Origin of the sequence: Streptosporangium sp. H16 (assembly GCF_051918855.1) — a bacterium.
Classification (GTDB): domain Bacteria; phylum Actinomycetota; class Actinomycetes; order Streptosporangiales; family Streptosporangiaceae; genus Streptosporangium.
The window spans coordinates 1-5,762 of the sequence record NZ_JBPXMD010000083.1 but is presented as its reverse complement, the minus strand read 5'-3'; the positions used below and the strand labels follow the sequence as shown (position 1 = coordinate 5,762).

General features: G+C 38.1%; 7 protein-coding genes. All 7 read right to left on the bottom strand.

The window, feature by feature from the left end; translation table 11 throughout:
- A partial coding sequence (locus ACTOQ2_RS43645) for a hypothetical protein (RefSeq protein ID WP_440107878.1) occupies nt 1-328 on the bottom strand: 328 nt, incomplete at its 3' end.
- Nucleotides 328-1,347, bottom strand: a complete 1,020-nt coding sequence (locus tag ACTOQ2_RS43640) for a hypothetical protein (protein ID WP_369397757.1) — start codon at nt 1,345-1,347, stop codon at nt 328-330. The genes ACTOQ2_RS43640 and ACTOQ2_RS43645, both read right to left, overlap by 1 nt.
- A 52-nt stretch (nt 1,348-1,399) precedes the next feature.
- Nucleotides 1,400-3,373, bottom strand: a complete 1,974-nt coding sequence (locus ACTOQ2_RS43635; protein WP_369397756.1) for a major capsid protein — start codon at nt 3,371-3,373, stop codon at nt 1,400-1,402.
- A gap of 3 nt (nt 3,374-3,376) precedes the next feature.
- Nucleotides 3,377-3,619 carry a hypothetical protein gene (locus ACTOQ2_RS43630; protein ID WP_369397755.1) on the bottom strand — a complete coding sequence of 81 codons (243 nt, stop codon included), beginning with the start codon at nt 3,617-3,619 and terminating at the stop codon, nt 3,377-3,379.
- Between the two features lie 3 nt (nt 3,620-3,622).
- Nucleotides 3,623-3,985 carry a hypothetical protein gene (locus ACTOQ2_RS43625; protein ID WP_369397754.1) on the bottom strand — a complete coding sequence of 121 codons (363 nt, stop codon included), beginning with the start codon at nt 3,983-3,985 and terminating at the stop codon, nt 3,623-3,625.
- Nucleotides 3,986-4,181: 196 nt separating this feature from the next.
- Nucleotides 4,182-4,619 (bottom strand): hypothetical protein, encoded by a 438-nt coding sequence (locus tag ACTOQ2_RS43620; RefSeq protein ID WP_440107875.1) that lies wholly within the window; start codon nt 4,617-4,619, stop codon nt 4,182-4,184.
- A 155-nt stretch (nt 4,620-4,774) separates the two neighbouring features.
- Nucleotides 4,775-5,762, bottom strand: a 988-nt coding sequence (locus ACTOQ2_RS43615) for a rolling circle replication-associated protein (protein WP_440107873.1), incomplete at its 5' end; no start/stop codon positions are given.

Here is a 5,762-nt window from a genome sequence, read left to right as displayed (position 1 = left end):
TTTTTTTGTTGTCGAGGTGTTTTGATATATATTTTCGTAGTCTTTTGAAAAATAATGTCATATCCTCAGGTCTTAAATTCCCTTGCATATCCTCTTCATTGTTTTTGAGTATCTCTAGGCTGTTGTATCCTTCTCTTGGTAGGCATCTAGGTTTATAGGTGAGTGTTACAAATATAGCCTTGTTGTTTTGTGTGTGTAGTTCGTGTGTTCCTCTTAGTATCCATTCTAGCATTTTCTTACGTCTGCATAGTGGACATTGTCCGCAAGGATAAATTGCGTTTTTGAGGATAATAGGTTTTAGACATCTTGCGAACAATGTATCAATCATTATTTGTATTTCCAGATTGAGCCTATGATTTGAGTAAACATATTTACATAGCTTCGGCTTGTGCTGGTTACTTTATCGAGCTTTTGCATATCTCGTTCAAATTGCATAATATCTCCTTGTATCATAAGTATTTCTACTTCTTTTTGGATTTTTGTTTTAAGCTCTTTGTCGATTTCAATCTTCTGTAAGAGTTCTGTTTGTCTGATAACTTCGTTTACTCGTTCCTCTTTCATATTGAGGATTTTTTGTTGAAACATTTTGATGTTCTGATAATGTTCCGCCGTTTGTGCTTTTAGCAGTGCTCTTTTGAGCGGTTCGCTGGTTATCATCTCTTTGATATATTCTGTGTCTGCTTTTGTCTTTGAAATGTTCACGGTTTTTTCCTCTACTTCCTTTTGTATTTTGATAATTTCCTTAAATTTCTTTTTTGTGTCTGCGTTGAGATTGTTGTATTGAGCTTTTAGTAAATTGAGTTCTTCTTTTGTTTTAACTATTTCAATGAGCTGTCCGGTAAGTCCTTGCGCTTGTCTGCCTACTTCGTGCATACTTTCGGTCGTTCGATGTCGTCTTTCTTGTTCTCTTGCTCCGAAATTGTTGAGTATGTCTATCATATTTGAGGCAAAGCGACTACCTATCGAAGTGTCTGCTATTGGTGCTTGTTGCATTACAAGCCCGCCTTGTTGTGCGCTTGCTCCTTGTAGTCCTGCTAATAGTGGGTTAATTCCGGCCGCTTGTAAGTCGTTTGCTCTACGTTGTATAGCATTATCTTCCCTTGCCCGCATTATAGCATTTTGTTCGTTTTGGTTTTGTATGTTGGCTTGGTTAATTTCCTTCTGCATTTCTATATTTTGCTGGTTCATTTGCAAGTCCGTTTGTTTGCCTTGCTGTGCTATTTGAGCCTGTTGGTTAGCTATATTTTGGTTTTGCTCTCTGTCTGCCGCGCCATTTACGGCATTTACTGCTACTGTGGCAAGTCCTACTACTAATGATACTACTGCGCCTATTATTGCTCCTACCATCTTGTTAACTCCTTAATTAAGATAAGGCAGGCAAAAGCCTGCCTTGTGTGTTTTATAACATCAATTTAATGTCTGACGTGTACGGTAACGGTATTGCCGTTTGTGTTGAAATCGCTGTCATTAAAATGAAGTCCGGCTGTTTAAGGTACTGCTTAATTCTGCTTAGGTCTGGCCTACATTTTGTAATGGTCTCAATTTTTGGGTCAAAGATTTTTCGTGCCATTGTGTAGCTTGCAAGCCCTTGAGAGTTGCTCGGTCTTAAAAGTCCCGTTACTTTGTTGATGGTCGTGCGATATTCATCATAAATTGCTTTATATCCGATTATCGCGTCTTCGTGTGCGAACGGGTCGAGTTCGTCTTTTTTGATTGGCATATCTGGTAGGTTTACCATTTCGGGAATAGGCATATCAAATCGTGTCTTTTTCCGTAGCCACGTAGGGTATCCTTGTTCGTAGCTGTTTGCCGGTTTTACAACTAATAGAGTAATGAGTATTCCGTGTTCTTGTGCTTTATACCCTATCTGCATATTACTGCCGTTTCCCCATAGTTGCCCTGTGATGTTACCTTGTTGCGTTTGGTCTGCTCCACCTGCTGACGTCTGTACAACTCCTTGTGATGTTATGTTGATTTCATTGATACCTACAAACTCCGATAATTGAAGCCGTGCGTCTTGTATACGTACGTTCCATCGTGATAATAGATGTTCTGCGTATCGCGGTCTAATTCGTGCATTGGCTGAAAAGTAATTCATCAATGCTGCTGCTGTCATTACATCGGTAAATTCTGTATATTGCTTTGACTCTAACAGTTCCCCGATGGTATTCCCTTTGTTTGCTGGTGTTCGGGTTTCCGTCAATACGAGTTGTGTTGTTTCTTGCCCTAGGATATCAAATACATAATCGCCGTTTGCTTTTTTGATAAGGTTTGCGTAGTAGTGGCTGTCTTCTCCGTCGTTTGTTAAAAACTCTTGTCCGCCCATTACTGGAATTGTCGGCATTGCTCCGCGTATCTGATATCTTCGTGCGCGTGTGAAATAGTCCCAATCATAATTGGCCTCTTCAATGGTATAAGGTGTTGTTTTTATCTCTGTTTCCCAGTCCGCTAACCGTATCCAGTCGTTGTATATTTTTGTGTATGCGTCGAAAGGTAATTGCATAACTTGCTTTTTTAGACAGTTGTTCGCGTGGTCTTTGATTTTGCGGTATTTGTTTTCTGTTTGGACTGTGTTTGTTTTGAGTAATACCCAATATACAAGGTGTGCCACTGAAAAAGGTAATCCTAGATAGTCCCACTGTGTACCTTGGAATATTCTTTGTATCAAGTCTTCATATACGTTGAGTTCTGTCGCTAGTTCGTCTGGCACGGAGCTTTTGTAAATGTAGGGATATCCTCTCATAAGTGCTTGTGTCGCTCGTTCCCATAGTTCTACTCTGTTCGTCAAGTCGTCTGATACAAAGTTTTCTGGTGCTGTCGTTTCTGCAAATGTTGCTTGCATAAATCTTCCGAATGCTTTCGCTATTTCTGCTGCTTCTTTCTTTGATGTTAATCCTTGTGTTGTGTAGTCTGTAATTCTTTTAGCGAGGATATTTTGTTTTTCGAGGCTTAGGTGTACAAGTTCAACTCTTAATTTTTCCGGAATAGGCATTATTGAATGTTGTATCTCCTCTAGTATACTGAATAAGTTAGCTGTAGGTATGATAGGATTTTTGGTTCCGTCTTGTCCACCTGTCACAAAATCTTCCCATTCGTTCCATATTAGTCGGTACGGTACAAAATACGTAATCAGTTCGCCTTTGATTTGGTGCAATAAGTTTGTTACGAAAGGTGTAAACTGAATATTGATTGCCTGCTGTGCATTGATTGTTTGCGATGGTTGCAATTCTTTGTAAAATATCGGAATAAGTTTTCCCATATTCCCGCTGGTTGTGGTTGTTTCTCCCATTGATAGCGTACTAAATACCGTTTTAATCTGTGGTTTTCCTAGTGAATAGTTGTTATTCTGGTTTAAAGCATTGATGTTAATCATAACTTACTCCTTTGTCTTTTTGTTGAAGATTGGTTCTTCTGTAATGTTAATTACTTCGCCCTCAATAAAAACTGCTGTTTTAAGTTCCTTTTGGATTTGAAGTATCTCCTTTTCTTTCTCCTTGTCGAGCTTTGTCGCGTCGAATTTAAGAAGCGCTTGCATTTCTTTGCGTGTTTGTTCTTTGAGTTCAATAGGTGCGAAGCTGCCTACTTTGTCGCCGATTTGTACTGCGAAAATTTTAAGCATTGGTTATTTCTCCTCTGTAGGTTGTACCCCGTTGTCGTTTTTGTCAACGGGCGCGGGCGCCTTTTCCTTGACTTTATTAGCGCCCGTTGACACCGCATTGTCATAATTTAAATAAGCCTCTTTTTGGGCTTTCATTCTTGCGCTGTCAATACCTTCTTTAATTTGTTTGTATCTGTCCACATCTTGAGTGTGAATGTTGATACCCATATTGTCTATTGCGAGTTTTTCTGCCTCTTCACAAGTCATACCGCGTCCAACTCCGTACGCCTGTAATTGGCTCATATACCCATTGGCAAGAGCCTGCGCATACGCCTGCTGTACTGTCAGAATGTTGTTGTTTTCTGCTGTTCCGAAATTCCCCGGCATTAGAGTAAGCCCCCTATAATGTCTTTAATTTTGTCGATGTTAGTAGCAATAAAGCTTGCTAGTAACCCAATAACCCCTAGAATTGCGCCGATGATGGCTTTCTTTTTCCCGTTCATATTTACCTCCTTATGAACAAGTTTTAGATATCAATATGCCTAAAAAGGTCAATATTGGTGCCAATATTTTGAGTGCCTGCTTAAAATTCTCCATAGTTTAATTCTCCCTGTTCGTTTTGGTTTTTCATCCATCCGCCTAAGTCTCCGCGCCAAGTATAATTCTTAAGCTCTGGTCTCTCTCTCTGATATATAATAGCCTCTCGTATTTTTGTCAAGTCCTTCTGCATTTCGCTACTGGTTTCAATGATTTTCCCGCTGGCTATATCTTTAGCCCAATATCTGAAACTTACAATCAGAGTATTTTTGTCAAATGTCCGGTCGTGTAATTCTATATACAGTCTGTAACTGTTTTTCCATTCTAGGAATTTAATAAGGTTTTTGAAAGTGTGCATTTCTATTGCTCCGTGTACTACTTTCCCTTTTCTCATACCCATAATGCTTAATGTTGCGTAGATTGTTGTTGATGATTTCATTTGTATATCTCCTTCTCCTGTCTTAGGATACCTAAACTGTATCATACTTTTAAAGATATGTCAATAGGTTTTAAAAACTTTTTTAAAATATTTTTTTATCGAATTACGTTGAATGTTAGCGATTGTTAACAGGTTGCCCGTTCAAGGCGTTTTTGCGTTCCTTTATCCGTTTTGCCTCAATGTTCCTTTATCCTTCACCTTTATATGTTTTCCCGTTGTAATGTCTGGTTGATTTCCATTGCCTGACGTTGTCCATATTTCCCGTTTAATAGTATATGTATTTTATGTTTGGCTTTCTCCTTTTGGCTTTTGATGTACTCATCACTCATAATACCCTTGTAATCCCATATTTGAGCTGTAGATGTCCATTCATTTTTGTATATTTCATCTTTGAAGCGCTTATTGTTGCATATCTTGATAAGTTGTTCGTCTGTCATATTATTAACGATGTTCCATACTTTGTGTGTGCGTATTATTCTTTGGTCGAGTTCTTCTAATTTTTTTTCGTAATATCCTATTGTCTCAAAATAGTATTGGTCTTCTGTGTTCTCCTCTGCTTCTTTAATGAGGCCTAATAGATTTTCTCTCTGGAGTTCCCATATTCTGGTAGTGTATTCCCCGTTGGGATTAAGTATAATTCTCATATCAGATTGATAATATATCTTATTGGTTATGTTTCGTTCTGCTATAAGTGTTTTATAGCGTATTATTTTCCCTTCTGATTTTTGTAATACCTTTAGATAGTATCTCGGTATTGGTACCTCTGATTTTTTCCACGTAATATATCCGGTTTTCATATATTCGTCTCTATGTATCGTTGCCCAATCTGCTCCGATACCTTTGCTTACTCTTAAAAATGGTGGTATTCTACCACGTTTATAGTAATATTCTCTTTTAGAAACACTATCTAGTATTTTCTTACTACAATATCCCACGGTGTATTGTATTCCGTATTCTGTTACTATGTTTTTATCTACAACTACTTTACCCATTCCCCATATTTTTTGTATGGTCTCTTCTGGTATGTCTTCCGGTGTTAGTCCGTATATAATTGCGTGATAGTGTGGCCGGTGCCTTAATGTTCCGTATTCTCCACAATAGATATATTTAATTTTTTTGTTGTCGAGGTGTTTTGATATATATTTTCGTAGTCTTTTGAAAAATAATGTCATATCCTCAGGTCTTAAA